At 51.2% G+C, this 25838-nt stretch carries 29 protein-coding genes and 1 tRNA gene; 9 read left to right on the forward strand and 21 right to left on the reverse strand.

The window, feature by feature from the left end; all coding sequences use genetic code 11:
• The first annotated feature begins 160 nt into the window (after window positions 1–160).
• A complete protein-coding gene (locus Q5741_RS06050) occupies window positions 161–934 on the forward strand; it encodes an N-acetylmuramoyl-L-alanine amidase family protein (RefSeq protein WP_305023164.1) in 774 nt (257 codons plus the stop codon).
• On the opposite strand, the gene Q5741_RS06055 is transcribed toward Q5741_RS06050, so the two are convergent.
• Together Q5741_RS06055 and Q5741_RS06060 are read right to left on the reverse strand one after the other, a co-directional pair.
• A complete protein-coding gene (locus Q5741_RS06055; RefSeq protein WP_305023165.1) occupies window positions 879–1739 on the reverse strand; it encodes a divergent polysaccharide deacetylase family protein in 861 nt (286 codons plus the stop codon). The two genes, Q5741_RS06050 and Q5741_RS06055, sit on opposite strands and share 56 nt — an antisense overlap.
• Before the next feature lie 111 nt (window positions 1740–1850).
• Window positions 1851–1935, reverse strand: a tRNA-Leu gene (locus Q5741_RS06060).
• Between the two features lie 232 nt (window positions 1936–2167).
• Between Q5741_RS06060 and Q5741_RS06065 the strand changes: the two genes are divergently transcribed.
• Window positions 2168–2692 carry a hypothetical protein gene (locus Q5741_RS06065; protein ID WP_305023166.1) on the forward strand — a complete coding sequence of 175 codons (525 nt, stop codon included), beginning with the start codon at window positions 2168–2170 and terminating at the stop codon, window positions 2690–2692.
• A gap of 45 nt (window positions 2693–2737) precedes the next feature.
• Here the strand turns inward: Q5741_RS06065 and Q5741_RS06070 are convergent, their stop codons facing one another.
• From Q5741_RS06070 to Q5741_RS06090, 5 genes are all read right to left on the reverse strand, one after another.
• A complete protein-coding gene (locus Q5741_RS06070; protein ID WP_305023167.1) occupies window positions 2738–3067 on the reverse strand; it encodes a carboxymuconolactone decarboxylase family protein in 330 nt (109 codons plus the stop codon).
• Window positions 3068–3159: 92 nt separating this feature from the next.
• Complete coding sequence (locus tag Q5741_RS06075) at window positions 3160–3402, reverse strand: hypothetical protein (RefSeq protein WP_305023345.1); 243 nt, start codon at window positions 3400–3402, stop codon at window positions 3160–3162.
• Between the two features lie 140 nt (window positions 3403–3542).
• The gene (locus Q5741_RS06080; protein WP_305023168.1) at window positions 3543–3872 is read right to left on the reverse strand and encodes a hypothetical protein; all 330 of its coding nucleotides are present in this window, start codon (window positions 3870–3872) and stop codon (window positions 3543–3545) included.
• Between the two features lie 102 nt (window positions 3873–3974).
• A complete protein-coding gene (locus Q5741_RS06085; RefSeq protein WP_305023169.1) occupies window positions 3975–4547 on the reverse strand; it encodes a xanthine phosphoribosyltransferase in 573 nt (190 codons plus the stop codon).
• A gap of 90 nt (window positions 4548–4637) precedes the next feature.
• Window positions 4638–5240 (reverse strand): DedA family protein, encoded by a 603-nt coding sequence (locus tag Q5741_RS06090; protein ID WP_305023170.1) that lies wholly within the window; start codon window positions 5238–5240, stop codon window positions 4638–4640.
• Window positions 5241–5385: 145 nt separating this feature from the next.
• Here Q5741_RS06090 and Q5741_RS06095 point away from each other — a divergent pair, with 145 nt between their 5' ends.
• Complete coding sequence (locus Q5741_RS06095) at window positions 5386–6423, forward strand: YkvI family membrane protein (RefSeq protein WP_305023171.1); 1038 nt, start codon at window positions 5386–5388, stop codon at window positions 6421–6423.
• Between the two features lie 101 nt (window positions 6424–6524).
• On the opposite strand, the gene Q5741_RS06100 is transcribed toward Q5741_RS06095, so the two are convergent.
• Window positions 6525–7649: a glycosyltransferase family 4 protein gene (locus tag Q5741_RS06100; protein ID WP_305023172.1), complete on the reverse strand. Its 1125-nt coding sequence runs from the start codon at window positions 7647–7649 to the stop codon at window positions 6525–6527.
• Window positions 7650–7862: 213 nt separating this feature from the next.
• Between Q5741_RS06100 and Q5741_RS06105 the strand changes: the two genes are divergently transcribed.
• On the forward strand, window positions 7863–9224 hold the full coding sequence (locus Q5741_RS06105) for an RsmB/NOP family class I SAM-dependent RNA methyltransferase (RefSeq protein WP_305023173.1): 1362 nt from the start codon (window positions 7863–7865) through the stop codon (window positions 9222–9224).
• Window positions 9225–9230: 6 nt separating this feature from the next.
• Here Q5741_RS06105 and Q5741_RS06110 read toward each other — a convergent pair whose 3' ends face one another.
• From Q5741_RS06110 to Q5741_RS06125, 4 genes are all read right to left on the reverse strand, one after another.
• Complete coding sequence (locus Q5741_RS06110; protein WP_305023174.1) at window positions 9231–10271, reverse strand: hypothetical protein; 1041 nt, start codon at window positions 10269–10271, stop codon at window positions 9231–9233.
• 135 nt (window positions 10272–10406) lie between these two features.
• The gene (locus tag Q5741_RS06115) at window positions 10407–11210 is read right to left on the reverse strand and encodes a Cof-type HAD-IIB family hydrolase (RefSeq protein ID WP_305023175.1); all 804 of its coding nucleotides are present in this window, start codon (window positions 11208–11210) and stop codon (window positions 10407–10409) included.
• A 50-nt stretch (window positions 11211–11260) separates the two neighbouring features.
• Window positions 11261–12004, reverse strand: coding sequence for a pseudouridine synthase (locus Q5741_RS06120; protein WP_305023176.1), 744 nt, complete (start codon window positions 12002–12004; stop codon window positions 11261–11263).
• Window positions 12001–13626 carry an RsmB/NOP family class I SAM-dependent RNA methyltransferase gene (locus tag Q5741_RS06125; RefSeq protein ID WP_305023177.1) on the reverse strand — a complete coding sequence of 542 codons (1626 nt, stop codon included), beginning with the start codon at window positions 13624–13626 and terminating at the stop codon, window positions 12001–12003. Before Q5741_RS06125 ends, Q5741_RS06120 begins: the two co-directional genes overlap by 4 nt.
• Window positions 13627–13837: 211 nt before the next feature.
• On the opposite strand from Q5741_RS06125, the gene Q5741_RS06130 reads away from it, so the two are divergent.
• On the forward strand, window positions 13838–14383 hold the full coding sequence (locus Q5741_RS06130; protein ID WP_407074323.1) for a thioredoxin family protein: 546 nt from the start codon (window positions 13838–13840) through the stop codon (window positions 14381–14383).
• Complete coding sequence (locus Q5741_RS06135; RefSeq protein ID WP_305023178.1) at window positions 14380–14898, forward strand: PCYCGC motif-containing (lipo)protein; 519 nt, start codon at window positions 14380–14382, stop codon at window positions 14896–14898. The genes Q5741_RS06130 and Q5741_RS06135 overlap by 4 nt, the downstream gene beginning before the upstream one ends.
• Before the next feature lie 60 nt (window positions 14899–14958).
• Here the strand turns inward: Q5741_RS06135 and Q5741_RS06140 are convergent, their stop codons facing one another.
• The 3 genes from Q5741_RS06140 to Q5741_RS06150 are packed head-to-tail and all read right to left on the reverse strand — an operon-like array spanning window position 14959 to window position 17382.
• Complete coding sequence (locus Q5741_RS06140; RefSeq protein ID WP_305023179.1) at window positions 14959–15459, reverse strand: DUF309 domain-containing protein; 501 nt, start codon at window positions 15457–15459, stop codon at window positions 14959–14961.
• A complete protein-coding gene (locus Q5741_RS06145; RefSeq protein ID WP_305023180.1) occupies window positions 15443–16255 on the reverse strand; it encodes a GTP pyrophosphokinase in 813 nt (270 codons plus the stop codon). The genes Q5741_RS06140 and Q5741_RS06145 overlap by 17 nt, the downstream gene beginning before the upstream one ends.
• Before the next feature lie 29 nt (window positions 16256–16284).
• On the reverse strand, window positions 16285–17382 hold the full coding sequence (locus Q5741_RS06150) for a quinone-dependent dihydroorotate dehydrogenase (protein ID WP_305023181.1): 1098 nt from the start codon (window positions 17380–17382) through the stop codon (window positions 16285–16287).
• A 221-nt stretch (window positions 17383–17603) separates the two neighbouring features.
• On the opposite strand from Q5741_RS06150, the gene Q5741_RS06155 reads away from it, so the two are divergent.
• On the forward strand, window positions 17604–17741 hold the full coding sequence (locus tag Q5741_RS06155; protein WP_305023182.1) for a hypothetical protein: 138 nt from the start codon (window positions 17604–17606) through the stop codon (window positions 17739–17741).
• On the opposite strand, the gene Q5741_RS06160 is transcribed toward Q5741_RS06155, so the two are convergent.
• The 3 genes from Q5741_RS06160 to Q5741_RS06170 form a co-directional block, all read right to left on the reverse strand.
• Window positions 17742–19145: a L,D-transpeptidase gene (locus Q5741_RS06160; RefSeq protein ID WP_305023183.1), complete on the reverse strand. Its 1404-nt coding sequence runs from the start codon at window positions 19143–19145 to the stop codon at window positions 17742–17744. It abuts the gene before it with no gap.
• A 118-nt stretch (window positions 19146–19263) separates the two neighbouring features.
• Complete coding sequence (locus Q5741_RS06165) at window positions 19264–19500, reverse strand: ferredoxin (RefSeq protein WP_305023184.1); 237 nt, start codon at window positions 19498–19500, stop codon at window positions 19264–19266.
• Between the two features lie 136 nt (window positions 19501–19636).
• Window positions 19637–20917 (reverse strand): DNA polymerase IV, encoded by a 1281-nt coding sequence (locus Q5741_RS06170; RefSeq protein WP_305023347.1) that lies wholly within the window; start codon window positions 20915–20917, stop codon window positions 19637–19639.
• A gap of 230 nt (window positions 20918–21147) precedes the next feature.
• On the opposite strand from Q5741_RS06170, the gene cimA reads away from it, so the two are divergent.
• On the forward strand, window positions 21148–22767 hold the full coding sequence (gene cimA / locus Q5741_RS06175; protein WP_305023185.1) for a citramalate synthase: 1620 nt from the start codon (window positions 21148–21150) through the stop codon (window positions 22765–22767).
• Between the two features lie 2 nt (window positions 22768–22769).
• Here the strand turns inward: cimA and Q5741_RS06180 are convergent, their stop codons facing one another.
• A complete protein-coding gene (locus Q5741_RS06180; RefSeq protein ID WP_305023186.1) occupies window positions 22770–23402 on the reverse strand; it encodes a TlpA family protein disulfide reductase in 633 nt (210 codons plus the stop codon).
• Window positions 23403–23542: 140 nt separating this feature from the next.
• On the opposite strand from Q5741_RS06180, the gene Q5741_RS06185 reads away from it, so the two are divergent.
• Window positions 23543–24001 (forward strand): Mov34/MPN/PAD-1 family protein, encoded by a 459-nt coding sequence (locus tag Q5741_RS06185; protein WP_305023187.1) that lies wholly within the window; start codon window positions 23543–23545, stop codon window positions 23999–24001.
• Here Q5741_RS06185 and Q5741_RS06190 read toward each other — a convergent pair.
• Together Q5741_RS06190 and Q5741_RS06195 are read right to left on the reverse strand one after the other, a co-directional pair.
• The gene (locus tag Q5741_RS06190; protein WP_305023188.1) at window positions 23990–24724 is read right to left on the reverse strand and encodes an exonuclease domain-containing protein; all 735 of its coding nucleotides are present in this window, start codon (window positions 24722–24724) and stop codon (window positions 23990–23992) included. The two genes, Q5741_RS06185 and Q5741_RS06190, sit on opposite strands and share 12 nt — an antisense overlap.
• Window positions 24721–25806, reverse strand: coding sequence for a DUF294 nucleotidyltransferase-like domain-containing protein (locus tag Q5741_RS06195; RefSeq protein WP_305023189.1), 1086 nt, complete (start codon window positions 25804–25806; stop codon window positions 24721–24723). The genes Q5741_RS06190 and Q5741_RS06195 overlap by 4 nt, the downstream gene beginning before the upstream one ends.
• Window positions 25807–25838 lie beyond the last annotated feature (32 nt).

The following is a 25838-nucleotide window of genomic DNA, read 5'->3' on the forward strand; positions in this document are numbered from 1 at the left end:
TGCTGCTGTATTCCTAGCCTGCTCAGATTAAGCTGTTGATAAACACGTTAAAAGCAACCATTTCGCGAAAAAAAACGGATTAAAATGTATGCTAAACAGCTCGCCTGCACAGCCTATAACCAGGGTCTCGACCATCAATTGGAATAGAAGGTGTTCATTGATGAAACATCCAGCACTTGTCTTCAGCCTGCTGCTTGGCCTCTTCGTTTCACCGGCAGCCGTCCATGGCGATTCCTCCGCAGCCCATTCGGGCGGCGCAGCAGCCGCTTCATCCTCACAGCCTGATCATCCTGCCGGAGGCAGCTCACCCCATCACCCGTTTACAGAGCCTGTCATCCATATTGACGCAGGTCACGGCGGAATTGACGGCGGAACCAGCCACGGTGAACTGCTGGAGAAGGATATCAATCTGGCTATTGCCTGCAGGCTGTATACTATTCTGCGCAGCCAGCATTTCGCTGTTCTTCTGAACCGTGACGGCGACTATGCCTTAAGCGAAGATAACCACTGGCACAAAAGCCGATCCAGACACCAGAAGGATCTGACCCAGCGGGAGAGACTGACCGAAGAACTTCCGACTGCGATGGTCATCAGCCTGCATGTGAACTGGAGCAAAAATGCGTCCAGAAGCGGACCGGTCGTGCTGTATCAAAACGAAGGCCGGAGCGTGCTCCTGGCTTCCGCCATTCAAGATTCGTTGAACTCTCTCTACGGAACGAACCGGCTTCCTGTCTGGGGCAAGCCCTTTTATCTGCTCAATCAGATTGAAGAGCCTGCCGTCATTGTGGAGACCGGATTTATCAGCAGCAGTCAGGACCGCGAACGGCTGACCAGTCCTGCATTTCAGACGCAGATCGCTGAAGCGATTGCCGGAGCTGTTACCTTTTATCTGTCGGCTGTACAGCATGAGGATCCCAACCCCACACATTCCTGACAAAATCGCTGATGCCCAGTAATCGGACCTGACCTTGCAGTCTGGGCAGCGAAGATTTGAGTACAGATGCAGTATACAAACCCGGTACACCAACATGTCCAATCGTGACACAGTCTTGTCCCTGTTTCAGACGGTCTTCGACGCTCCGCATTTGCTTGGAAATATGGGTCAGATTATATTGGTCATCCAGAAAAATATCATTGCCGACCGGCGGCATCCCTTTCTCTTTGGCAAGCTGAGCAGCGACGGAACGAAAGTTGGTACGGCTGTCAACAAAGAACAAGCCCTGTTCCCTGCATACATCCAGCACCACCGACATGATACGCCGATCCGAAGTAATCTTGGATCCCATATGATTATTGACACCAACCGCATGCGGGACATCGGCGATCGCATTCAGGACAGCCTGCCTGACCTCCTCATCTGTCATACCGGAAGTTATGGCTCCCGGGCCCAGCCACTCCTTTTTCCCCTTATTGGGTTCCATAGGCAGATGGACCAGCACATCATGTCCAAGGCTGTGAGCCCGTTCAGCATCCGTCTTGGTTGTCGGCAGGAACGGCATGACCGCAACCGAGATAGGTGCCGGCAGACTGAGCACCTGCTCAGTCCCTTTCATGCCATTGCCCAGATCATCAATGATAATCGCCAGGCTGGGCTTTCCCTGATCAGGAGCCGGATGCCCCGGATGAACTCCAGCACTAGCCAGGCCTGGGCCATTTAAGACTAGACCTAGCATTCCGGCAGTTAGAACGATACTCCTGAGCCAGGTCATATATTTATGCTTGCAGCGGATGTATAACATGGTGTTCCCTCCTCATCTGTGCTTACATTGTTTGAGGAAGCTGTGTGGAATATGTATGATACACAAAAAAAGAAGCTTCCGGCAACATACCGGAAGCTTCTTGATATAGGATGCGGTCGAGAGGACTCGAACCTCCACGGGGGGTTAGCCCACACGGACCTGAACCGTGCGCGTCTGCCAATTCCGCCACGACCGCATATCGTTGTCGTCGTATTATTATCGCGGCGACAAGATATATCTTAGCATGTTAGTTAGCATATCGTCAATCGATTTTGTGAATGTAAAAAATTCCATTATCGTATATCCGCGTAGTTATGCGTTTTTTTAATCAAAATTTATACAATAGAAGTTGATTATCTGCTGCCGTTCGGGTAAAATAAGAACATAAGTTCTCCACTGTACAATTCCTGCAAAGGCGGTGTATAGAAATGAAATCATTAACCTTATCCCACGAGGAATTTTCGCTGATTAAGAGCTGCATGCTCCTCATGTTCATCCAACGCGTATTCGAACGGGACAGTCATATATTGGAAGACAGCGGTGTTCTGCGGACACCTGATTTATATGTAGAGCTGGTGAATACGGGAATGGACCGTACCAGTATCCTGATGTCGGAGGTCAAGCATGAATTCAAGAAGCGCGGTCTTGTCATTCATCATATCTATCAGGACAATGAAGGTGTTTATGCCGATTTCGAGTGCAGGGGAACCAGGGACCAGCTGGCCATTCCCTGGAGCCCGTTCCGCAGCGAAATGCTGGAGAGAATGCGTGCCTACCTTGGCTTGAGTACTGCACTTACGGTGACTGCTGACCAGGTGCCTCATCAGGAGGAGCAGCCCTCCTCTGGCTCCGCACCACGTAACCTGTACGGCCGCCATGGCCGCAAACGCCTTGTCTCCTCACGGCAAAAGCCGTTCAGATCCCCTGCCTATGCGGCAGGAGGAAAAGTCTGAACGGCTTTTCTTATCTTTAGTCTTTTATCCTGGATCAAGCCTGAATCAAGATAATACTTTCTGTACCCGGGTAACCCCTTGAGAGAGAGCATGCCCGCCGCCAACAGCAGCAGCTACCGCTACCGTCTCCATAATTTCCTGGTCGCTTGCTCCTTTGGATCGCGCTTCCTGCACATGGTAAAATGTGCATACTTCATTGTTGGCGAACAGACCAATCCCCAGCGCAATCAGCTGCTTGGTTTTCTCATCCAGCTGCCCTGCCTGAAAGCACTCCCCCGTGAACTGATGATACGACTGCACGACACTAGGGAGATAGTTCTCCATCTGGCTAATCTGGTCCTTATAGGCATGAACCTTGTCATTCATTAACGTCAATGTGGGCACTTCCTCTCGCATATTCTCATCCCTGCAACACTACTTTGTCCCATATGATGAGAAATATGCCCCCTGTTTCAACCTATATAATGTCAGTCCGCATCAGGTAATACCTGATCTTCTCCGAACGGATTCCATCTCGGTTCACCAAAAGGCTGAAAGTGATAGCTGCGGTCAAGCTTGACCACCCTGCGATTCTGCCGGCGGATCAGCACATTCTGATCATCCCAGGCTACTACAATCCCGGTAACGTCATTGGTCTGGAGACCGTCGCGAACCACTCTTATTTTCTCTCCGGATAACCGGTAGGCATCCAGCTGTTCATCACTGATCATAAGCTTGTTCATCCCCTTTCCTTACTCAGTATAGCTCCAACAACCAGAAAAGACACGCAAAAAAAGACCTAAATGAATACATTTAGGTCTTCGATACTCCTATAAATAATGCCGGGTATAATTGCTTCTGACCTGATCTCTTAGCGCTGCGCGTGCTCTTTGCTGTCGTTCTTCTCGAACCAGAAATCGAGCACCTTCGCCGACATCACTCGTTGTTCAACATATTCCACTTGTTGAGGTGTGAATTGTTCCTTCCAGTTAAAGGACAGGTCTTCGCACAAACCTACAATGGTCAACAGTTCGGACCAGGCTACATAACGTTTGTACCAAAAGAACTGAGGATGTTCAATCATATAGGGATAAAGGTCATCAAACTCCGTATGTTTACAATCCAGAGCACGTTCAAAATGGACTTTGGATGCGGCCAACTTGTCAACGAAAAACTGTTCTGTTACAGGTTCTTTCCCCATGGTTGTTGCCTCCTCTCCCTACTCTCTATATTATAAGCCAAAAAAAAGTTGGTGCAAAGGCATTCCGCAAAAAAACACGATTAATTTCCTGTCAGCTTTGCGTTAATCTGCAAACTGAACAGTACCATTCTCCAGGGAACTGATCTTCACAAGGGATTCTACTTCTACTCCCAGCTCGCGGATCGAATCCGCCCCGCTCTGGAAGCACTTCTCCACGATGACACCGAATCCAACCAGCTCTGCTCCGGCACGCTGAATAATCTTGATTACAGCACGGGCCGCATCGCCATTGGCAATAATATCATCAATAAACAGAATACGATCATCTTCCTTAATAAACTCTCTGGAGATCATAATGTCTGTGACAATCCCCTTCGTGAAGGAGGGCACCCGCTCACAATATGCGTCCGGATCAGCCAGCAGCGTCTTCTTGCGGCGGGCAAATACAAGCGGAACCTTCAATTCATAGGCAGCTGCAAAAGCAACCGCAATTCCCGAAGATTCAACAGTCACGATCCGGGTCACTCCCCGCTCCCGGTAACGTTCTGCAAACTCGCGTCCCATTTCCATGGTCAGCTCCGGATCCACCTGATGATTAATCAACCCATCCAGCTTCAGGACCTGATTGTTCACCACAACGCCTTCTTGTATAATCCGCTGTTTTAACTGCTCCATCCCATGACCTCCATGCCAATATCTATGACGTAAAAGTAACATATATGCGGCTTGAAATTCAACACCTCAGATTGAACTGCCACAAATATGTCAACGTACCTTCCACCATTTTTTTCTTAAAGCGATGATCCCCGCAATTACCAATACAATCAGAAGTGTAATCACTCCGAGACGTTTCGTCACGGGTTCCAGCAGCACGACAACCTGATCCCAGTGCATTCCGCAGGCATGTCCGATCCACAAGAAGGTGGTACACCATAGCGCGGCACCGAGCGAGGCGAACGACACATAACGGCTGATTGGCAGAGCGGTTGTTCCCGCCAAATAGGAGCAGAGATGACGTAAACCTGGCACGAAATAGCCGAACAGCAAACCCCAGGGTCCATACTTGCCAAACCACTTCTCGGAAGCCTGAATACGGGCCGGCGTCAGACGGATCCATTTCCCGTATTTATGAAGAGCAGGTTTGCCCGCCAACCGGCCGATTCCGTAACTCAGCATCATTCCCGTCATACTTCCCAAAAAGGTCACACTAAGTGCTCCCAAGAAGTGATATTTTCCTTGAGCCGCCAGTCCGCCGAACGCGAGCATCAGCAGCTCGTCCGGCACGGGCAGGCCCACCATCCCCAGCGCAAGCAGCCCGAACATCGCCGCATAGCCATACTGCAGCAGCAGCGCTACGACTTCCCCCATGTTACACCACCTTCATCTGTTAGCCTTTCGGCAAGTCATGTCCACCCGGCCGGCAGCATAACCTTGTACTATGGCTTAGGATTCAGCGACTACATCAACTGATTTTCACTAAACAATATGAAATCTATCCTCAAGGAGGATCTCCATGAAACGAATCGTTAATATCCTGCAGATTGCTTTCACGTATATCGGAACTATCGTGGGGGCAGGTTTCGCCACCGGTCAGGAAATACTGCAGTTCTTCACCCAGTACGGTCGCTGGGCAACACTAACCATTGTCTTCTCTGCCTTGTTATTCATATGGCTAGGCACCAAAATGATGATGACCGCCTATCGGATTAAAGCACGCTCCTACGAGGATCTGAATCAAAAGCTGTTTGGAGCAAGCGCAGGAAAATGGATTACCTGGTTCACGCTCATTATAATGATTGGTGTTAACAGTGTCATGCTGGCCGGAGCGGGATCGGTGTTCGTTGAACACCTGAACCTTCATTATCAGACAGGCCTTCTGCTTACCCTGCTGGGCACCTACCTGCTGCTGGGACGAGGTATCCGTTCTATCCTGCAGCTGAACAGCATCGTTGTTCCCTGTATGATTTTGCTGTCCATTATTATTATCTCCAGCACATTCATGATGCCGACAGCAGGCAATTTCATAACCTTAACCACGGATCATTCCAGTCTGCGAGCCTGGTTCTCTCCGCTGCTGTATACCGCCTTTAATCTCAGCATGGCACAGGCCGTGCTGGTACCGATCGGCAGCCAGTCTTACAGTGAAGGTGTCATACGCTGGGGCGGCATCCTTGGCGGTGCAGGCGTAGGCTTTCTGCTGCTGGCTGCACATTTTGCCATGTCCGCCCATATGCCCGGCATTCAGCAGTTTGAGATTCCGATGGGCCATCTCGCTTTTCAATTGGGCCGCCTTGTACAAATGATTTATGTCGCCGTTATTTTCCTGGAAATCTTCAGTACGTTCGTTGCTGATATTTACGGGATGTCTCTGCAGCTGAAGCAGCATTTCCGCGTCCCGCAGCGCCTACTGACTCTGCTTATCATGGGAACCTGCTACTCGATCAGCCAGTTTGGCTTCAGCTCACTTCTCTCTGTACTCTATCCCCTCTTCGGCTGCTTCAGCCTGCTCTGGCTGATCCGGCTGATGACGATCGGCAGATCACATCGATAGATCAGTACGTAAAAAGGGGAAACGGCCACCAATGGATATTATGCCATATTTTTGTAACCGGTGATATGACAAATAGATAGATTTCATAATTTTACAATCGTTTAAACTGAAAATTTCAGATAAAGTCTCTTCAATTCATTAACAGACCGGCTTAGCGAATAGTTGGCCTTCGCCCTGTCACAAGCGGATCGGGCCAGCTCATAACGGAAAGAAGGGTCCGCAATGACTTTTTCCAGTGCCTCGGCAAGTTCATGCTCATGATCCGGGGGCACCAGCAGTCCATTAACGCCATCTTCGATCTGCTCGGGAATCCCGCCCACCGTGGTGCCGACCAGAGCCAGACCGCTGAGAGCCGCCTCTGCAAAGACAGATCCAAATGCCTCTGCCCGGGAAGGGAGTACAAAGATATCGAAGAACGGAATGAACTCTTCTGGATGCAGCGTGTAACCATAAAATATGGTTTCCTGATAGATGCCCAGCTCCTTGGCCAAGCTCTCCAGCTCTAAACGACTAGGACCGTCCCCAATAATGTGAAGCACATAATCGTATCCTTTTTGCTTCAATTCTGCACATGCCTTCAGCAGCACATCCAGACCTTTGGCTGGAACAAGACGACAGACCGTGATCAGCTGGGGGACCTCATTCTCATGAGGAATCGGCTTGAAGCGCCTTTCATCGAATCCATTAGGGATAATGCTGATGGATTGAGGCTCATTCACATAAGGGGCCAGGTAGCTGCGGAACGACTGCGATACAGTTAACAGGGAATCTACCTTGGATTCCAGTTCACGGTACAAGGAGGTCAGAAAACGGTGCTCCAGCCCATTCTCTTCAATCTTGCCATTCAGGAGCAGTTCCTTCTCATACGAGGAGTGAACGGTCTGGATTAACGGTATTTCCGGGAATATGTGCTTCATAGCAAGGCCCGCGATTGGGTGGTGTGCATGGATCAGATCGCCGGGCTTTTTCATACGCAAACGGGTCCACCAGATGTAATCCCGGTAGGTCTGCATGTACTTCTGAACGATGGGGCTGTCCAGGTAAGGCGTAACGTCAAAGGTATCGAACCGGACATCCTCCTGCCCCTTATTGCGGATCCGCTTCGGAAGCGAGAACAGCTCCATTTCCCATCGCGGGGAAGTGAATCTCTCCTGCATGTACGGGATCATGGAAGACACGCCTCCGGGCTGTTCCGGCGGAAAAAACAAAGCCTGCAGCAATTTCATATGATGTTCCCCCCTCCAGGCATGACTCATGCAAGGAATTCATGATATATTTTATAAATGGATTTTGCTTAATCGCATCAATTCTGCTTCATTTATTCTAAACAGTACGCTAATTTTCGTAAAGGCAGATTCTATTCATCATACCATTATATGCATCGTTATGTATCAAGTGATTGTCTATGAAATCGTTATCTCATGCAAAAGGAGTACCCTATGTCTACCATTCAACTTCCGGCTGATTATATTAAACAAATGGAATCCATGCTGGGCGATCAAGTCCAGCTGTTTCTGGACAGCTATCAGGCACCACGGGTGCAGGGACTGCGCCTGAATCCATCCAAGCTGACCCCTCAGCTGATGGAAAAGACCTCTGCGCTCTTTCAGCTTACGCCTGTCCCCTGGTGCAGCACGGGGTACTATTATGGGCGCAGCACACAGCCTGGTAAGCATCCTTTTCATGCAGCCGGGCTCTACTATATTCAGGAACCGTCAGCGATGTCGGCGGTGGAGCTGCTTGATCCCCGGCCCGGCGAAACGGTGCTGGATCTTGCAGCCGCGCCGGGCGGCAAGTCGACACATATTGCAGCTAAGCTTGCTGGAGAAGGGCTGCTGATCTCGAATGAGATCCACCCCGGCCGGGTCAAAATTCTGGCCGAGAATATCGAGCGGATGGGAATAACCAATGCTGTTGTTACATCAAGTGATCCGGCAGGATTATCCCGCCGCTTTCCGGATACCTTTGATCGCATCATGCTGGATGCCCCTTGTTCGGGTGAAGGGATGTTCCGCAAGGACGAGAATGCCGCAGCTGAATGGTCGGAGGATCTGGTAGAGCTGTGCGCGGCGAGACAATGGGATATCCTGCAGGATGCCTATATTATGCTGAAACCGGGCGGTACGATGGCCTATTCGACCTGTACTTTTAATCTTCGTGAGAATGAAGAAATGATGGCCAGGTTCGTGGAGGCTTACCCTGCGATGCAGCTGCTTCGCACTGAGCGGATCTGGCCGCACCAGGAACAGGGCGAGGGACATTTCGTGGCCGTGTTATCTAAAAATCCGGAAGCACAGCTGCATTCCAAACCGCGTAAGGATAAAAAAGCTTCCAATCGGAATAACCTGAAGAAAGAAACCGACACGGCCTGGAGAGGATTCCAGGCCTGGGCCGCTGAATTCATGCCAGACTTTGCTGTGGGTCCCGGCAGACCTGTCCTGTTCGGCGAGTCCTTATACTACCTGCCAGCCAGCGCAAGCCTGACCATTCCGGATACCGCTCTGCTTGGGCTCAAGCTTCCACGGGCCGGACTGCATCTCGGTGATTGGAAAAAAAACCGGTTCGAACCAGCTCATGCTTTAGCCATGGCTGTCCGAACCGATCTGGTTGCAATTCATTATGATACCTCTGCAGACGGTGCTGAGGTACAAGCTTATTTGCGCGGAGAAACGCTGACCGTTGACCCTTCAATGAAGGGCTGGGTCCTGATTACTGTCGACGGCCTTCCGCTGGGCTGGGCCAAAGCCACCCAGGGACAGCTAAAAAACCATTATCCCAAAGGGCTGCGCCAACTGCATTAGACTGAACTAATCCCGGCTGAGCAGAAGCTCATCAATGACATGATTGTGGTAAATGATCGTAAGATGAACCGATTGATACGAAGTCAGGGTATCCAGCTCCCTCATCAAGGCGTGTGCCAGTTCCAGGCGCTGCTCACCCGTACCAGGGATCTGAAATTCGAAATATCCTGAAATCTGATTATCTCCACTAATATCCACGGTTGCCGTACCGACGGGCAGGCCGCCGCGTTCGGGAATATAAGCATCATATGTGAGCATGTCTCCATCATCCCGAATCAGACTGACATAACAGCCCTCTTCAGCGTCCTCTTCCTCATCTTGCATGTGGGAGAGGACGTTTTGTCTATGAGACCATCCGTCATCCTCCAGATCCATATCGTCATCTGCCGTAACCTCGTGATGATCTGCAAGTTCCCGGTGAACCAGCTCGACACGCTCAATCGTCTTATTCTGATACAGCATGTCCAACGTAAAGGTATCGATCTCATCCTCATCCAGTTCCAGAACGAGCAGCTCCACCGCAGCATCCATTTCGTCTTCATCCGGATACCGCTGCCAGCGCAGCTCTCCGCTGATATCAGCCCCGTATTGTTTGAGTACAGCAGCAGCTGCCGTCCTGCCTTCGGCATCATTCAGCTCGTAGTGGGACACGCTGCGTCCGGCACTGATTAATTCTAGCTCTAAAGAGGCTTCTTCGTCCTCGTAGCGGAACAAATGTGAGGAATCGTTGTCGGGAAGCTCGGCTGAACGCGGCTCTTCCCCTTTCTCCAGGATGGAGTCCACCTCGCCGTGAGATAGGAATACCTCATAGTAGCGGACGTCCAAAGCCTCGGCAAGCTCAAATACATATTCTTTGACCCAGGCAACGACATGCTCCTTGGCATCATCAGGCAAACTTTGTTCATCCAGCTGGACGCTGCCGCTGAGCCGATCGCCGTCCCGGAAAACAAGAAACATGGAGCCTGCATAATATCCATCTACCAATAGGTCATGCACTTCACCAGTCGAGGTGCGCAGATCCGGCCTGCTTTTGATATCAAAAGACATCTCCTGTCCCTCCTTTGTTAAGGTTCCAGTATTAGCCTGCCCTGCCGCCCTGCTGTCTATGAATGATTCCGCCAAATGAAAAGAAGCCCTGGTCACAAGACCGGGACTTCTGGTTTGTTCGAAGCAATGCTGCTTTTAGCCCTGCAGCACATGCTTGAGAATAGCCTGATGCACACCATCCTCGTTATTTGATCCGGTTACTTCATCGGCCGCAGCCTTTACTTCTTCCGGGGAGTTGCTCATGGCAATGCCTTTGCCGGCGAAGGTGATCATGGATAGATCATTATAGTAGTTACCGATGGCCAGCACTTCCTCCTGCTTGAATCCCCGGCGTTCTGCCAGCTGCTTCAAGGCAGCTCCTTTGGACGCTTCCTTATGCATCAGATCGATGAAAAAATCACCGCTGCGCAGCATATTCACGCTCTGGGTCCATAGACTCCAATCTGCGTAGACACGGTCCAGCTCGTCCATGCTGCCGAAGGCGGTGAATTTCACCACAGGTTCTTCAAAATCCAGCCATCCCGGGAGCTGAAGCGGCTCCATCAGGAAAGCTTCATACATGCTGCGCACTTCCAGTTTCAGGCCTTGCGGCTGGTCAACGTACAAGCCAAAGGCTGTATTCACATCAAAATGAATGCCGTGTTCACGGCAGTATTCCGTATAAGGATCCAGAGCCAGCGGATCTAGAGGAAACTGGTGCACAATCTCACGGGTGACCACGTCGACGGTAGCCGCTCCATTATGTGAGATCACGTACCCTTTTAACCCAAGCTCCTCCATGAAAGGAATGGAGTTGCCCGGCCCGCGGCCGGTACACAGTACAATCTCAGCCCCCTGCTTGGCGGCTTCCAGAATCGTATTCCGGTTCTGCTCAGACAGCTGATGTTCATCATTCAGCAGTGTTCCATCCACATCCAGGGCAATCAGTCGGTATGTCATATCCTATCCATCCTTTGTATATCTGTCTATTGTTCGTTGATTTCAGCCGTCTAACGTCCGATCACAGCCAGTTCCTCTGCGGTAAGCTCGCGGTATGTCCCTATCTCCAGCTCCTCTTCAAGCACAAGCGGACCCATCGCTACCCGTTTCAGATACTCTACTTTTTTGCCTACCGCCTCGAACATCCGCTTAACCTGATGAAACTTGCCTTCATGGATAATCAGCGAAATAAAAGAGACCGGTCCTCCGTCCGTATCCGTCTTGGACAGAATCGTCAACTGCGCAGGAAGTGTAGCGTAGCCGTCATCCAGTGTAACGCCTTCTGCAAAATGCCGGATATCCTCTTCATTCACATCTCCGGCCACTCTCGCTTCATAGGTTTTGGGAACATGCTTCTTCGGAGACAGCAGCTCATGAGCCAGCTGCCCGTCATTCGTCAGCAGCAGCAGCCCCTCGGTATCCTTGTCCAGTCTGCCCACGGGAAACGGTTCGAAGTGCCGGTCCTCCGGGCTCAGCAGGTCAAGCACCGTGCGGTCACGCAAGTCCTCGGTGGCAGAAACCACGCCCGGCGGCTTGTGCAGGAGCAGATAGATAAACTCACGGTAGACGATGCGTTCGCCATCCACTTCAACTCTGTCGTCTAATGGATGAACCTGCATCCCGCTGTCCTTGACTCTTTTATCATTAACCGTAATGATACCCTGCTTCGCCATGCGCTTGATATCGCTGCGTGAACCGCAGCCCATATGCACCAACATTTTGTCGAGGCGCAGAGTTTGCCTGCCTTTACTCATACTGAAGTCCATCTCCATCCTGCGGGATATTCATTTCTCAACATGCCGTCAAGCCATTTGCCCCAGCCAGCGGCATAGCCGTCAATACAGACGAGAACATAACCCTTCGGCGAAACGTTACCCTTGCATTGAACTGAATCAGCCGTAACAGCCAGGGTCTCCCCTTTCAAGTAACGCACGGCCTCTCCATTCCCGGAAAGGAGATTCACCGTACGCACCGCTTCCTCTGGGTGAAGAGCAGCTGCCAGGGGATGGGAAGGCACAAACCGTCCATTTTTGATATTACCGGTGAACCAGCCTGGTCTGACTACCTTAAGGCCGTCGAGCCGGCGTGGGTCTACAGGACATTGATAAATACGATCCCCGTACATCACCGTCTCCCCAGGCAGGGTCAGCCGCAGCTCTACCGAGACAAACTGGCGGTACACCTCCAGTGGATCTGCGGCAGGAGGCTGTCCCCTGCGTCCCCCCTCTTTACTTTTGTGACGATGTCCATGGTCAGCAGTACGTCCGCCCGGTTCCCGTTTCAGTCGCTCACTGCGCCGGGATGACTTCCGCTCCCTGTTTCCTGGTTCCGTCTGGACTGCCAATGAGGAATCCATAATTGATACACTTTCTTCGAATGCACTCTCGGAGGTTAAAAGGCTGGCGTTGACATCAGCCGCAGTATCCGGGTCTATGACCTGCTGCAGAACGGCTGCATAATGGCCCTCGCCCTCAATGACATGCGGCCATAATCTTCCGGTGCCAGTCAGCTGCTCCTTCACCTGGTCTGAGAGGTCGTCTGTTCCAGCCATTCCTTGAAGCCAATCCGGTCGTCCAGGACGAAAGCCAAGCTCGGGTCCAACAGGAATCACTCGGAAATCAGGATGTGCCTGGAGAAATTCACCGATCATGGACTCGTTCTCTTCCGGTGCAAATGTACACGTGGAATATACGATCGTGCCGCCGGGAGCCAGCAGCGAAGCGGCTGTCTGCAGAATATCCCTTTGCATCAGCACACAGCGCTCTACCGAATGGGTCTCCCACTGCTTGATCATATCTTCGTCTTTGCGGAACATCCCTTCACCCGAGCATGGAGCATCAATGAGGATTTTATCAAAATAATTCGGGAAAGCATCTGCAATCTTCTGTGGTGTCTCGTTGAGCACAACAGCATTCCGGACACCATATAGCTCGATGTTTTTGGCCAGCGCCTTGGTACGGTCTGCACTGATGTCATTCGTTACCAGCACCCCTTGACCTTCCAGCTTGGCTGCAATCTGTGTAGACTTGCCGCCAGGTGCTGCGCACAGATCCAGCACCCGGTCTCCAGGCTTAACGCCGAGCAGTTCGGCTGGTGCCATCGCACTCGGCTCCTGGATGTAATAAATACCAGCATGGTAATAAGGGTGAAGTCCCGGTTTCGTACCGTAAGGGACGTAAAAACCGCTCGGACACCATGGGATGGCCGTAAGCTCAAAAGGGGTCAGACGCTGGAATTCCTTCACCGAAGCCTTCAGCGTATTCACCCGGATCCCGGCATGAGGCGCAGAATCATAGGATTTCATAAAAGAGTCAAACTCGTCACCAAGTAAGTGTTGCATGCGTTCCACGAACGCTGCGGGCAATCGTACTGCCATGTGTGCCATCATCCTGTTCTATTTCGTAATCCATTGAAACCTATTTTAGCATATTGGTCCAAGTCTTGCGTCCTGTTTCACTACAGGCTGTAATGATGTATAATGGAACTCATCTGGGAGGGAATTTATTTTAGTTAAAGACAGGGGAGATATTGTGAGTACCAACAAATCCTATGCCAAGCAGCGCCGCAGCGCCAAGCGCGGCCGCAGCATGATGATCCCGATGATCAGTTTTTTTGTTGTGCTGGTTATTCTGATGGGCACTTTAGCGTATCTGAACACGAGATCGTCAGACACTACGAACACCGCAGCCAATGTCGACCCTAATGCGGTCAGCCAATTGTATGGCGGTGTCAAGGTTGCCTCTTTAGCACCTTCAACACAAGAAATTCTGGATGATCCGAACTATCAGAACATTATACTGCCGGACGAGCTGAAGCAGAAGATTGCGAACAAGGAGAACTTTTACGTCTATTTCTTTGCGTCAGACTGCCCTCATTGCCGGGCTACGACCCCGCAGCTGATGCCGCAGGCACAAAAGCAGAACGTCGAGCTTCACCAATTTAATCTCAAAGAATTCGAGGATGGCTGGCGTGATTACAATATTGAATTCACCCCCACTCTCGTATACTTCGAGAAAGGCGTAGAGAAAGAGCGGATCGTCGGAGGCCTGAAAGAGACCGGTACCGACAATGGACATACTCTGGCTGAATTTGAGCAGCTGTTTAATAAACACAAAGGAAACGACCTGTCATGAAGCGCAGAACCTACGGCTTCATGATCACTGGCGTACTGGCAGCAAGTCTTGCCTTAGCCGCCTGCAGCCAAGGCGGCGGCGATGTCAGCAAAACAGCGGCTTTATCCCAGGATCACTACGGTATGCACGGCAAAGACAGCGAGCAGTACGAGACAACAGCTTCAGCAGCACAGATGCCAGCATTCCTGGCCCATTATACGGACCGGACCCAAGCCTCCTATAAAACGGTAGACAGTCTGAAAGAGGTTCTGAAATACATCAACTGCTACTGTGGATGCATGGATTATGAAGATCACGCTCATGACTCGCTCTACCGCTGCTTCGTCGCTGAGAATACCAACGGTGAAATCAAATGGACCGATCACGGTGCACAGTGCGGGATCTGCCTGGAAGAGCTGAACGAAGTTAACCAGCTGCATGCCGAAGGCAAGAGCGTCCAGGAAATCCAGAAAGCGATCGACGCCAAATTTAAAGGCGAAGGCAAAAAGTCTTCATCCGAGGTCCATCCCATCTGATCTCAAATTAAGCCAGCAAAACCCGCATGCTGATCAGCATGCGGGTTTTGCTGTTCTTCTTTATTCAGACACTTCCTGCTGTGACTTTAATGAGGCCATTCGCTGCTCATAGATTTTGCCGCGCGTCGGGCTTCGCCGCTGAGGAATGTTCGGCTTGATCTGCCTGCCGGCCTCTTCAACAGCAGCCAGCAGCTTCTCATCCACAATCTCGATATCCAGATCATAATAGGCAATGGGGTTCTCTGGATAGGTCCGAAGCTGATCACGATAGGCTTCCGTTTCCCGGACGAGCTTCCCCAGATGTATGCCCATAGCCTGCTCTGGATACGGCTTCAGGAGCTCCACAGCACTCTCCAGCATCATTTTGGCTCCGCGCACATTGCCGTTGCGGAAATGGTAGAGCCCTACTGCAATTTGCAACAGCCCCTTATAGATCGGCGCATGCTCTTTCTCAATCCACAGTTCCTCCAGCACTTCATGACATTCAAAGTAATCCCTGTCCCGGTTGAAGTAGACCAGATAGGCGAGATAGAGCTGATGGTAATCAGCTCTCATCGACATCCCCAGACTTCTTCGCCTGGCTGAGCAGCTCCTTGACGTCGTCCAGCAGATGCTTTAACCCTTCCATGTCATGCTGCTCCCATAGTTCATTGAATCTCTGCTGGGCTTCAATGGCTTCCGAGACCAAATGGTAGAAATACAGCTGATGTGTCGCCGCCAACACCTTGGACACGATATTAGACTCGTCTTCGAAGGTCTTTTGTGCCCGCAGAATTTCAACTCGAATAGCTGACATTTCATTATCCAGTACGAAAGCCGCTTCAGCTGTTTTCTTGAGGCGCTCCCTCATCTCATCCGGGAGACCCTCTTTATATTTATAACTTAGCGAATGCTCGATGGTTGCCCAGAAGTTCATCGCAAGTGTACGGATTTGTATCTCGGCCAGCACCATTTTCTGACCCAGCGCGGTCTGCACTGGATACTCCACGATCATATGAAAACTACGGTAGCCGCTTTCCTTGTAATTTGTAATGTAATCCTTCTCCACCAGCACCTTCAGGTCATGGCGTCTGCGGATGTACTCGGCCACACGCCGAATATCGTCCACGAATTGGCACATAATACGAATGCCTGCAATATCCTCAATTCCCGTCTCCAGCTGGTCCATCGGCACTTGAAGACGTTTAGCTTTATCCAGAATGCTGGATATTTTCTTCACACGTCCGGTTACAAATTCGATCGGCGCGTATTCCTCGCGCTTCTTCAGTTCAGCTCTCATGGTCTTAAATTTGACCTTCAGTTCTTCTACCGCCTGTTCGTATGGAAGCAAAAATGTTCCCCAGTCTCTTCCGTCCATCTTCATGCCTCCTGTCTGTCTCCGCACGGTTACTTGTGGTCTTTGCCCACCGCCTGTGATATATGGTTGAAGCCATCCTGGCGCAGCAGCTGTCTGAGCCCGCGGTGCAGCTTCCGGTTCACTTCAGGTCCTTCATAGATTAATGCCGTATAAATTTCGACCAGGCTCGCACCTGCCGTTATTTTCTCATATGCATCACGAGCACTGAATACGCCTCCGGAGCCGATAATCGGCAGCTTGCCGCCGGTCTGTCTGTAGATGCTCCGGATCACTTCGGTAGAACGCCCACGGAGCGGTCTGCCGCTGAGTCCGCCGGTTTCACCGGCGCGGGCATGACTCAGATTCTCACGTGAAATGGTCGTATTGGTAGCGATAATACCGGATATGCCGCTTGCTGCAATAACATCCACCATAAACTCCAGTTCAGCGTCGCTGACATCCGGAGCTATTTTTACCAATACATGTTTCTTACTATTACCCTGTTTAGCCCCCTGCGCCCTCATTTCAGCCATCACCGCATTCAGCAGCGATTTTAATTCACTGCCATGCTGGAGATTACGAAGATCCGGTGTATTGGGAGAGCTGATATTGACTACAAAAAAGTCTGCATGCGGATACAGCATACGGATGCATTTTTCATAATCGGTATAAGCTTCTTCATTCGGAGTAACCTTATTTTTACCAATGTTGATCGCAACCGGGATCTCCCGCCGACGCTGCAACGAGAGCCGAGCAGCCATATCTTTGGCCCCAAGATTGTTGAATCCCATACGGTTAATCAGCGCTTCATCCGAAGGCAGTCTGAACAGCCGCGGCTGCTCATTCCCGGGCTGCGGCAGCGGAGTGACCGTACCTACTTCCATAAAACCGAAGCCGATGGCTGAAAAGCCCGGCACCGCTTCTGCATTTTTGTCGAGCCCTGCAGCCAGTCCGATAGGTGATTTGAAATGAAGACCAAACAGATCGACAGCCAGATCCGGGGTTTCAGCCACCCCATACATGCCGCGCAGCGCCATCGTTCCGCCCGGTACCGAGCCCGCCTGTTTCAAGCCGTCAATGACGACATGGTGTGCCTTCTCGGGATCCATTTTGAAAAAAATAGGTTTGGCAACCGTACGATACAGCAACTCTCATCCACTCCGTTCCAGATCTCTTTTTTCCATATCCAGCGAAAATTTTACTATCCTATAGTTTAGCCTTTTCCGCTTCAAAAATAAAGTTAAATAGGTCACAATCAAAAGGGACGCTATCCACAAAAGGGACATGGTATTTCTGGGCTGAAGCGATTACAATATGGATGAAGAATTACATTGCCAAGCCATTCCTGATCAGAAAGAAGGGTTTATGAATGTCAACCAAACGCAAACCGCCTACACTGCAGCAGAAAAAAGAAGAAGTTAACCGCAAAGCGATCATCTGGACTGGGGTTACCGTTGTGCTCCTGATCCTGATTGTCATCGCCCTGATTATACTGACGAACGGCTGATCAGCCGAGCCAGTGATAGGTTTTACGGGGATTGGTCTGATCTGACAGCGGCTTACTGACGAATCTTTTGTCGGGTACGACGATCTCATCAGGCAATCCTCCGGCCTGTATAAGCACGGGGGTGCCTGAAGGGACAAGCGCAAACAGCTCCTCTAAGTCCTCCCTCGCCATTCGTACACAGCCCTTCGAGCTGTCCTGTCCGATGCTGTCAGGCTCATCTGTTCCATGTATGGCATAATTGCTGTCAGATAGCTGCATACCGCGGCTGCCGAACTCCCCGTTCGATTTCCCGTTGGGATTAACCACCTTGTCCGTAATGACGTATTTCCCTTCCGGCGTACGTTCTCCTCCCAGGCCGACTTCATAATTCCGCATGATCAGGCTGCCACTGACCAGCGCCAGCCGATGATTACTTTTATCTACGATGATCCGCATTGGTTGAATCAGCGGGGGCCTGCCGTCCAGAGTCGTCGGGAACAGGGCAGCCGCCTGCTTCGGAGCATCGTTGTCCCGTTCTTCCATACTGCCTGCAGCGGATGCAGCAGCATGATAAGACATGATTCGTTGGAAGAGATCTTCTCCAGCGGGAGGAATACCATACATTATATTATTAGGAAAGGGCTGAAGAAGTTCGGTCAGGCTGCCTGGCAGCCTGCCTTTCTTCTTGCGGAAAACCTCCATGGCGCTGCTCAGTGAAGCAATGCTTTCCTGCTCTGCTGCCCAACGGGCGGTCAGAGCCGTTAACCTGCCATTCTCTGGCGGCTGGCAATGGCAGTCTGCAGCATTTAACAGCTGCGCATTGACTTTGCCGGCTTCATCCTTATGCAGGGTAAAGGCAGGATGAGCCTCCTTGCTCCACAGCAGCCAAGGCTTACGGGGTGTAAGGCCAATCACAGCCACCTGCCCATCGGTATGCGGCTGATGCAGCATCAATTGGGCCAACGAAGCAGATGTGCTTGCGCCTCCGGACGGCATGGCAGTGAACAAGAACGCCGGGGCACCTGCAGCCGGTTTGCCTTCATCTTTGCGGTTGACTTTGCCGCCGGAATCCGACGAAGACGCTGCCGCCTCTTCGCTCAGCTTATCCCAATCGGATGGAGCATAAGCGGAAGGCAGACCAGCCAGCAGCAGAACAGCAAGCGCCAGCAGAGCCATTCGTTTGCGCTTGGCACGCTGATCCTTTTGTTTGGCCATCTGCATCAGCTTGGCTTCATATTCCATCCAGACATCTGCCGGCATACGCTTGCTCTCAAAAGCTTCAAACACTTCACCCGCCTGGTTAAAGCAGTAATTCGCTTTACCTTCCTGGCCGTTTTTCTGATACTCCTTGCCCAGCAGATACCAGCCCATTTTGTTATCAGGGTGCTGCCGGACATAAGCTTTGAGGTGAGTCGAATTTCGCATCGAAACCTCCATATGTATATCTTTTACCTATCTTATCTTATATCGGCAGTTCGCTGTATGTATTAAAGAAGCACCTCCAACCACCAAAGCGGTCAGAAGTGCTTCTTCACTGCATGAATCAGTTGTTGAAAGGCTCATCCGCAACTTTGATGGAATCGGTAGGGCAGCCGTCACAAGCATCCTGCATATCTTCGTACATATCTTCCGGAATCTCGGTGTTGCCTTTGTTAGCATCGCCGTTAAAGATGACTTCTGCAAGACCTTCATCATCATAATCATAAATGTCGGGAGCCGTAGCGCCGCATGCACCACATGCAATGCAAGTATCTTTCTCTACCCAAGTATATTTAGCCATGGTCTCTTCTTCCTCCTATGCAATAAAAAAAGAACTTCTTCTTATATATAAAACATATATCAGAATTTCACGTATAAAAACATATTAATACAACCTATCTCTAATTTCAAATTATTTTCGCCTGCTGTACGGTCCCTTACTCCGGCCGCTGCAGGTTATCCTTTTGCAGGGAAGTGCCCCGCAGACGATCGTTTCGCAGCAGGACGGAAGGATCATCCCCCAGCATCCCCGCCGTAACCACCGCATTCTCGCCAAACTTATCCCGCAGAAGATCCATCGTCCGTGTCAGATTCTCTTTCCGGGGCGCCTGCTCATATTCAAACAGGTCGAGCTGGACGGCGGCCTCCTCCTTGGGCGTAAGAGATTGGAGTGTTATGCCAAGCAGACGAACCGGCTTGTCCCAGCTCCAATGGCGTTCATACAGCGAGCACGCTTCCTGGTAGATCACCAGCATCTCTTCCGTGGGGGTGTTCAGCGTGACGGACCTGTTAAACGTCTTCATTTCCGGTGTGCGGATCGTAATCTGCACGGTTGATGCGAGCATGTGCTGCCTGCGAAGACGACGGGATACCTGGTCACTGACATTCAGCAGCACCCGGTGTACATCCTCCCTGCTCGTAATGTCCTGCGGGAGGGTCGTCGTATGGCCAATTGACTTGTTCGCTTCGCGCTCCGACTGCACTGGAGAGGCGTCCAGACCGTTCGCCGCCTGCTTCAGCCATGCTCCGACCACACCGAAGCTGTCTATCAGGAGCCTCTCATCTGCCGCGGCCAGCTGACCAATGGTTTCGATATTCAGTTTGCGCAGCTTCTCAGCCGTTTTGCTGCCAACCCCGAACAGCTGATTACACGGTCTGTGCCACAGCACTGTCGGCATATCCCGGATACGCAGAATGGAAATCCCGTTCGGTTTCTTCATATCGGAGGCCATCTTGGCCAACAGCTTGTTGGGAGCAATTCCTATGGAACACGGAAGCCCCAGCTCCCGCAGCACCCGCTGCTGGATCTGTTCCGCGATCTCCATCGGGGTTCCGAACTGCTTGGAGCCGGTAATATCCAGGTAGCACTCATCGATGGAGGTGGCCTCAAGAAGAGGGGTGTAGGAATAGGCAATACTCATAAAAGCTTTGGAATAACGGCGGTATAAATGGAAATCCGGCTGAATCACAATCAGATCAGGACAGATTCGTCTTGCTTGTTGAACCACCATGCCGGTCTTGATTCCCAGCCTTCTGGCCTCATAAGAACAGGTTACAATGACACCTCGGCGCAGCTCGCTGCTCCCCGCAACTGCCGTCGGCCTGCCCTGGTATTGGTCCGGGTCTTCAGCCGCATGCACCGAGCAATAAAAAGCATTCATATCGACGTGAAGGATCACGCGGCCTTCCGTCGGATAATAAGAGCTGACATCTTTCACAGGGGTTACCTCGCTTGCATCATCCCCGCTGTATTTTGGCAGGAATGGATCTGATACTTTTATTTTACATGATTCCATCCCCCTCTGGGTAGAACCGACAGGATCCTGTATCGGAAATATACACAATCCCCGCATTAATAGGTTCCATAACACGTAAGAACTGCTATAATAACTAATTAAAAGTTGAATTTGAGATTGTAAGCAAACTTCATACCTGAAGGGGGATCTTCATGTCCAAGGCCATTTCCATCTTCGATACCACACTGCGTGATGGCACGCAGGGAGAAGGCATCAGCTTGTCCGCAGACGATAAACTTAAGATTGCTCAGAAATTGGACTACCTCGGTGTTCATTATATCGAAGGCGGGATTCCGGGCAGTAACAGCAAGGATATCGAATTTTTCAAAAGAGTGCAGACCCTTGGTCTCTCTGCCAAGATTACCGCCTTTGGCAGCACCCGCCGCAAGGACAGCGCAGCCCATACTGACGCCAACCTGCAGCGGATTATTGAATCAGGTGCCGCCGCCGCCACCCTTGTGGGTAAATCCTGGGACTTTCATGTTCATACTGCCCTGCAGACAAGTCTGGAAGAGAACCTTGCCATGATTTATGACTCTGTCGCGTTTCTGAAGCAAAGCGGCCTGGAAGTCATCTTCGACGCGGAACACTTTTTCGACGGCTACAAGCATAATCCTGAATACGCTGTCTCAGTTATGCAGAAAGCAGCTGAAGCGGGCGCAGATTGGCTCGTCATGTGTGATACGAACGGCGGCACTATGCCCCACGAAGTTCACGGCATTATTACCGCATTATCGTCCAATTTGACGAATGTACAGCTCGGAATTCATACGCATAATGACTGTGAACTTGCGGTCGCGAATACCCTCAGTGCCATCCAGGCCGGTGCCCGTCAGGTTCAGGGAACGATGAACGGGTACGGAGAACGCTGCGGTAATGCCAACCTATGTTCCGTCATCCCGAACCTTCAGCTCAAGCTAGGCTTTGAATGCCTTGAGGAGAAAGCACTGGCACAGCTGTCCAATGTAGCCCGCTACGTCAGTGAGGTCGCTAATGTGAACATGCCGGTTAACCAGCCTTACGTCGGGAGCGCCGCTTTTGCCCACAAGGGCGGTATTCATGTTTCTGCCATTCTGCGCGACTCGCGAACGTATGAACATATCCAGCCTGAGCTGGTCGGGAACAAACAGCGGGTTCTGGTGTCCGATCTGGCTGGACAGAGCAATATCGTCTCCAAAGCGCAGGAAATGGGCATTGATTTTGACGCTACCAGCCCTCCGGCCCGTGAGGTGATTGACAAAATCAAAAACCTTGAACACCAGGGCTATCAGTTCGAAGGGGCCGATGCTTCCCTGGAACTTCTGATCCGTGAGGCCAACGGTCAGGTCCGGGAACTGTTCACGTTCGAATCCTTTAAGATACTGGTGGAGAAAACGGCGGGACGATCCGTTGTATCTGAAGCCTTCGTTAAAATCAACATTGCCGGCACGAGCCTTTATACAGCCGCCGAAGGCAACGGTCCCGTTAACGCACTGGATAACGCGCTGCGCAAAACACTTGTTCAACATTTTCCTTCATTAAAAGATATGCACCTGTCCGACTATAAGGTACGCGTACTGGATGAAAAAGACGCCACAGCAGCCAAAGTCAGAGTACTGATTGAATCCAAGAACTATGAGGATTCCTGGAGCACGGTCGGCGTATCCGAGAACGTGATTGAAGCAAGTTGGGAAGCGCTGGTGGACAGCTTCCGTTATGCTTTACTGGAAGCCTCACCGGACGAACAGATACTTACCCCGTCTATTGCCAATCCCGGATTGCACAACCATTAAATTTAATCATCTTCCCCTGCCAGGTCCAGCCAGGTCAGGGGATTGTTATGTTCCGCCTTCTCCGGTTCCTCAATCAATGGTGTTAGCTTGCTCATCAGCCGGGCTTCCGAGACGGACCCGATCATAACGGAGACGACAATGCCGTTACGATCTACCAGAATGGTAGTAGGAAATGCAGCACCTTGATACTGTCCGAACACGTCCCCCTTGGTATCGAGCAGAACCGGCATAGTATATCCAAAGGATCGGGTGAAATCGGCCGCATCTTGAATCTGGTCATACTGGGTAACATTAACGGCATAAACATCCAGCTGATTATGGTAAGTTTTTGCCAGTTTCTGAAGAAGCGGCGCTTCCTGCCGGCAGGGACCGCACCATGAAGCCCAGAAGTTAATGATCAGAGGTTTGTCTCGGCGCCCCCCTACAGAATACGGCTTAGAATCAAGTCCTTTTAGTGTAAAAGACGGCGCCGGCAGCCCTTCCCCCATTGCATTCTGTAGCGCAGGCACATCGGCCGCCGCTGCAGACACTTCTGCGGTGAACATCAAAGCACAGCTGAGCAGCGCTGTTGTCCTCAGCACCTTACCGAGGAGCTGCTTGAAACCCTTTGGTTCATCGTGTTTGCAGACAGACATCTAGATTTCCTTCCCTTCCAGACCTGGCGGTCTTCGTGCTTCTTTTCCATTGTGTCCAGTTTGAAGCCATTCATTACAACAAAAAAGGAGCCCCCGCACAAGGCAGGGGCCCAAGGGAAAAAAGAGAGGGGTGAATACGGGTGGCAGAACCTCGTCAGCACGAGCATACAGTGTACATATCCCGGATGACCCTGCGGGACATCAAGGAACATTTTCACCACACTTCGCCTTACGAGGCCTGCGGAATCTTACTGGGTGAAGCTGCAGCGGGCGGCATGCACATCCGCTCCTTCGAGCCTATGCGCAACGTAGCGCCTGACCCGCTGCATCATTTTTCGGCCGATCCCGGTCAATGGGTACATCATGTGCTGCATTCCCGCAACATGATCGGAATTATCCATTCCCATCCCTCCGGCGGCTTGAATCCTTCATCAGAAGACCTCGCTGCCCTGCAGCATATCGGAGAACTGCTCAAGCTGTATGGCATCGGATGTGTCCATCCGGACAGCGGGCATCTGGACTGCTCATTATTTCGTATTGACCGCGAGTCCCGCTCTGCACCCTTCAAGCTAACGCCAGTCTCTCTGTCACTGACTTAAACGGGCGTACATATCACCAAGTGTGGCTACCTTATCATTCATCATTTCCTGAACATATTCAGCCCACAGGCAAGCCGTCATCATGGAATCATTCAAGGCATGGTGTCTTCCTGCAATTGGAATGTCATGATCCTGAAGCAGTTCGTCCAGCCCGTAATGCTCCCGGTTGGGTTCCAACCATTTGGCGATCATCATCGTATCAATGACCCGGTGATGTAGCTGTACCTTCGAGGTTTTCCAGAGTGCTGCATTCAGAAAAGCCTTATCATGAGCGCTGGCATGGGCGACCAATACACGGTTTCCCACAAAAGACATAAAGTCGTGAAGCCCTTCGATCAATCTTGGCGCCTCATCATTCATTTCCTGGGTAATACCCGTTAGTTCCGTTATATGAGGGGGCACCGGTTTGCGGGAGTTGACTAGTGTATAGAATTGTTCATCTTCCATAATCCGCTCTCCAACTACTTTTACCGCTCCAAAAGATATAATCTCATCGCCTCGCTGAGCGTTAAAACCGGTCGTTTCCAGATCGAACACGATAACCTCCAGTTCCTGCAGAGGAATCCGCAGTGTCTCCGGTCTGCGCTGTTCCCTCATAACGGACCGGATAAAGGCCATCTGTTGAGCGGTCGGGGCACCAAAAACGGACGCAATGGCAGACGGTACTCCGCCCTGCCTTAACGCACTCCAAAAACCATTGTTTCCCCTGACCGGCTCTCTCATGTTCGTCTCCTTTCCGCAAACCGCAGCTGGCGCTGCAATACCCGATGAATCCGGCGGACAATCCCCAGGCTCTCACGCAGTTCATACCCCTGCTCCCTGCTCTTCAGCATGTTCATAGGCATGTAACCACTGCTGACAAGCAGACCATCCTGCTGCCGCTCTGTCGGTGTGCTGTTCCTCAATTTTAAAGATGTTAAAAAAGCTCTCGTACAAGCTTCCAAAAACGGAAGCGGCGCCGCTTCCAGCATAGACAGCTTCTCCAGCCGCTTGAGCGTAGAAGATTCTGTTATTCCATGCTGCAGAGCCAAATACCTTACAGCATTAACAAGCGGAATATACGCACCATACTTGACATCAAATGCTCCAGCATGTTCTCCGAATCGTTCCGTCACGACCCTGCCGAGAATATTCAGCGTTGCCTTATGCCTTACCGTATTGCGCAATACGGCGTAGGCGAGGTCGGAACGCAATTCAAAGCAGTAATGGAAGGTTTGCTTCCAAGATGTCGAAAGCTGGGTATCTCCTGCAATATGCCTCATATCCGAAGCGATAATGAGATAACGGATCGGTTCCCAGGCATCGTCACTGCACCACTCTTCGATTTGTCTTTTCCAGGAAGAAATCGTCTGCCTCCATAATGGCTCCGAACACATTACCTTACCTTCACAATAGGGATAACCTAATGAATGAAGCATGGTGGACAGCCTGGTGCCAAATTCGTTAAAGTATCCCTCCTTACCTTCTGCCTCTTCATCTGAAATAATCAAGCCGTTATCCTGATCACTCCACAGGGTCGATTCCTTTCGTCCTGCACTGCCAAAGACAATAAAGGCATAAGGGACGGGAGGAGGGCCGAAGCCTTCCTCTTCCATCCCTATTTCACACAGCACCACAGCTCTGGAAGCGATATGGTCGTGAACCTCATTCATCTTGGATATCCACTGCTGAATCGGCACCGTTCCCATGGATTGAATCAGCCTGTTTTGCAGCTGTATCCGTTCCTGTCTAAGATTTTCCGGCGTATCCGCCAACCTGATATCATCGTAATTCATTTCAATTCGGTCTGTTCTGAGGGGTTCCATCGTCTCGCCTCCCGCTGCCGCGCACAACTTGC

The organism is Paenibacillus lacisoli (assembly GCF_030580655.1).
GTDB lineage: Bacteria > Bacillota > Bacilli > Paenibacillales > Paenibacillaceae > Paenibacillus > Paenibacillus lacisoli.

Coding starts and splice junctions, on each gene's coding strand:
- Q5741_RS06050 (WP_305023164.1), top strand. CDS start 161: ATGAAACATCCAGCACTTGTCTTCAGCCTGCTGCTTGGCCTCTTCGTT.
- Q5741_RS06055 (WP_305023165.1), bottom strand. CDS start 1,739: ATGTTATACATCCGCTGCAAGCATAAATATATGACCTGGCTCAGGAGT.
- Q5741_RS06065 (WP_305023166.1), top strand. CDS start 2,168: ATGAAATCATTAACCTTATCCCACGAGGAATTTTCGCTGATTAAGAGC.
- Q5741_RS06075 (WP_305023345.1), bottom strand. CDS start 3,402: ATGATCAGTGATGAACAGCTGGATGCCTACCGGTTATCCGGAGAGAAA.
- Q5741_RS06080 (WP_305023168.1), bottom strand. CDS start 3,872: ATGGGGAAAGAACCTGTAACAGAACAGTTTTTCGTTGACAAGTTGGCC.
- Q5741_RS06085 (WP_305023169.1), bottom strand. CDS start 4,547: ATGGAGCAGTTAAAACAGCGGATTATACAAGAAGGCGTTGTGGTGAAC.
- Q5741_RS06090 (WP_305023170.1), bottom strand. CDS start 5,240: ATGGGGGAAGTCGTAGCGCTGCTGCTGCAGTATGGCTATGCGGCGATG.
- Q5741_RS06095 (WP_305023171.1), top strand. CDS start 5,386: ATGAAACGAATCGTTAATATCCTGCAGATTGCTTTCACGTATATCGGA.
- Q5741_RS06100 (WP_305023172.1), bottom strand. CDS start 7,649: ATGAAATTGCTGCAGGCTTTGTTTTTTCCGCCGGAACAGCCCGGAGGC.
- Q5741_RS06105 (WP_305023173.1), top strand. CDS start 7,863: ATGTCTACCATTCAACTTCCGGCTGATTATATTAAACAAATGGAATCC.
- Q5741_RS06110 (WP_305023174.1), bottom strand. CDS start 10,271: ATGTCTTTTGATATCAAAAGCAGGCCGGATCTGCGCACCTCGACTGGT.
- Q5741_RS06115 (WP_305023175.1), bottom strand. CDS start 11,210: ATGACATACCGACTGATTGCCCTGGATGTGGATGGAACACTGCTGAAT.
- Q5741_RS06120 (WP_305023176.1), bottom strand. CDS start 12,004: ATGAGTAAAGGCAGGCAAACTCTGCGCCTCGACAAAATGTTGGTGCAT.
- Q5741_RS06125 (WP_305023177.1), bottom strand. CDS start 13,626: ATGGCAGTACGATTGCCCGCAGCGTTCGTGGAACGCATGCAACACTTA.
- Q5741_RS06130 (WP_407074323.1), top strand. CDS start 13,838: ATGATGATCCCGATGATCAGTTTTTTTGTTGTGCTGGTTATTCTGATG.
- Q5741_RS06135 (WP_305023178.1), top strand. CDS start 14,380: ATGAAGCGCAGAACCTACGGCTTCATGATCACTGGCGTACTGGCAGCA.
- Q5741_RS06140 (WP_305023179.1), bottom strand. CDS start 15,459: ATGTCGATGAGAGCTGATTACCATCAGCTCTATCTCGCCTATCTGGTC.
- Q5741_RS06145 (WP_305023180.1), bottom strand. CDS start 16,255: ATGGACGGAAGAGACTGGGGAACATTTTTGCTTCCATACGAACAGGCG.
- Q5741_RS06155 (WP_305023182.1), top strand. CDS start 17,604: ATGTCAACCAAACGCAAACCGCCTACACTGCAGCAGAAAAAAGAAGAA.
- Q5741_RS06160 (WP_305023183.1), bottom strand. CDS start 19,145: ATGCGAAATTCGACTCACCTCAAAGCTTATGTCCGGCAGCACCCTGAT.
- Q5741_RS06165 (WP_305023184.1), bottom strand. CDS start 19,500: ATGGCTAAATATACTTGGGTAGAGAAAGATACTTGCATTGCATGTGGT.
- cimA (WP_305023185.1), top strand. CDS start 21,148: ATGTCCAAGGCCATTTCCATCTTCGATACCACACTGCGTGATGGCACG.
- Q5741_RS06180 (WP_305023186.1), bottom strand. CDS start 23,402: ATGTCTGTCTGCAAACACGATGAACCAAAGGGTTTCAAGCAGCTCCTC.
- Q5741_RS06190 (WP_305023188.1), bottom strand. CDS start 24,724: ATGAGAGAGCCGGTCAGGGGAAACAATGGTTTTTGGAGTGCGTTAAGG.
- Q5741_RS06195 (WP_305023189.1), bottom strand. CDS start 25,806: ATGGAACCCCTCAGAACAGACCGAATTGAAATGAATTACGATGATATC.